The organism is bacterium (assembly GCA_036524115.1).
Taxonomy (GTDB): domain Bacteria; phylum JAUVQV01; class JAUVQV01; order JAUVQV01; family DATDCY01; genus DATDCY01.
The window spans coordinates 1-1,962 of record DATDCY010000166.1 but is presented as its reverse complement, the minus strand read 5'-3'; the positions used below and the strand labels follow the sequence as shown (position 1 = coordinate 1,962).

The window sequence follows — 1,962 nt, the reverse complement described above, 5'->3', positions numbered from 1 at the left end:
GCGGCGGCGGCGGGGCGGGCGGCAGCGGGCGACGCCGGCGGCGCGCCGAACGCGAAGACGTTCCCGCACTTGGTGCAACGCATCCGCGTGCCCGCGGCCGGCGCGGCGCCGGCCACGCGGTAGTACCGCTGGCAGGCGGGGCAGCGGATAATGCGCGTCTCACGCCCGTCCTCCGGCGTCACGTGCCGACCTCGAGGACCCGGGCGAGATTGAGCAGGATCACCAGGCGGTCCTCGAGCCGCACCACGCCGCGCAGGTACTCGGCTTCGGCCAGGCCGATCGTGTGCGGCGGCGGCTCGATGCGGTCGGCGGAGGTGCGCACGACCTGGGTGATCCGGTCGACGATGAGGCCGGCGAACTCGTCGCCCCGGTAGGCGACCACGATCCGCGCGTCCGCGCCCTGTTCGATCTCCGCGAGCCCGAGGCGGCGGCGCAGGTCGAAGATCGGCACGATCACGCCGCGCAGGGTGACGATCCCCCTGATCCACGCGGGTGAGCGCGGCACGGCCGTGATCGGCTGGAGGCGGATGATCTCCTTGACCTCGAGGATGTCGATCCCGTACTCCTCGTCCGCCAGCCGGAAGCCGAGCAGCTCGACCTGCCCCGACGCCGCGGCGGCGCCCCGCGGCCCGCCTTCCGCCGCGCCGGCGGCGATCTCCTCGAGCTCCCGCGCCTCTTCCATCCCGCTCACCTCCCGCCTCAGCGACGCGTCGCTTCCTCGATCAGCGCACCCACGTCGAGGACGAGGATCGCCCGCTTGTCCCCGAGCTCGGTCGCGCCGGCGACCCCCGGCGTGTTGCGGAACACCGAGCCGACGGACTTGATCACCACCTCCTGCTGCCCGCGCAGGGAGTCGACCACCAGCCCGAGCCGCTTCTCGGCGAGCCCGACGACGACGACGTAAAACTTGTCGCTCCGGCCCGCGTCCGGGACCTCGAAGAGCTCGGAGATCCGCAGCAGCGGCAGCGTGACGTCGCGCAGCCGGATGACCTCGCGCTTTTCCACGGTGCGGACCTGTTCGCGCGTGACCCGGTTGCTCTCGAGGATCGCGTTGAGCGGAATCGCGTACATCTCGCGTCCGACCCCGACGAGCAGCGCCTGGATGATCGCGAGCGTGATCGGCAGCACGATCGTGAAGCGCGTCCCGACGCCGCGCTCGGTCTCGATGTCGATCATGCCCCCGAGCCGCGCGACGTTCGTCTTGACGATGTCCATCCCGACCCCGCGGCCCGAGACCTGGCTGGCCGAGCCCTTCGTCGAGAAGCTCGGGAGGAAGAGCAGGTCCAGCAGCTGGCGCTCCTCCGGGGCGTCCCCGGGGGCGAGCAGGCCCTTGCGCACCGCCGTCTCGCGCACCAGCTCCAGATCAATGCCGGCGCCGTCGTCCTCGATCTCGAGCACGATGTGGTTCCCGCGCTGCTCCGCCCGCAGCTCGATCGTCCCCTGCGGGGGCTTGCCCGCCCGCTGGCGCTCCTCGGGCAGCTCGATCCCGTGGTCGAGGGAGTTGCGCACCAGGTGCAGCAGCGGGTCGGCGAGGTCCTCCACGACCAGCTTGTCCAGCTCGGTCTCCTCCCCGTGCACGCGCAGGTCGACGCGCTTGCCGAAGTCCCGCGAGATCTTGCGCACCACCCGGTTCAGGCGCGAGAAGACCTGCCCGACCGGCACCATGCGCGCGTTGATCACCGCCTGCTGCAGCTCGCGCAGGTTGCGCTCGAGGATGCGCGAGGACTTCTGGAGGTCGCCGCCGGCGCCGGCGAGGCCCGCCTGGCCGACCAGCTCGCGGCTGATCTGCCCGATCGTCGTCTTGGTGATGACCAGCTCGCCGACGATGTTCATGAGATTGTCGAGCTTGCGGATGTCGACGCGGACGGTCTCCGAGAGCGAGCGCAGCGTCAGCGAGGCGTCGGCGGCGCGATCCTCGTCCGCCGCGCCCGGCGCCGCCGGCGCCGGCGCGGGGGCGGCCGC

Annotated in this window: 2 protein-coding genes; both read right to left on the bottom strand. The window is 72.2% G+C overall.

Annotated elements, in window-relative coordinates; translation table 11 throughout:
- Window positions 1-178: 178 nt before the first annotated feature.
- A complete protein-coding gene (locus VI078_08060) occupies window positions 179-682 on the bottom strand; it encodes a chemotaxis protein CheW (GenBank protein HEY5999240.1) in 504 nt (167 codons plus the stop codon).
- A 17-nt stretch (window positions 683-699) separates the two neighbouring features.
- Window positions 700-1,962, bottom strand: a 1,263-nt coding sequence (locus VI078_08055; protein HEY5999239.1) for a chemotaxis protein CheA, incomplete at its 5' end; no start/stop codon positions are given.

Excerpts from the sequence above, each read along its gene's own strand:
- VI078_08060 (HEY5999240.1), bottom strand. The coding sequence starts at position 682 with ATGGAAGAGGCGCGGGAGCTCGAGGAGATCGCCGCCGGCGCGGCGGAA.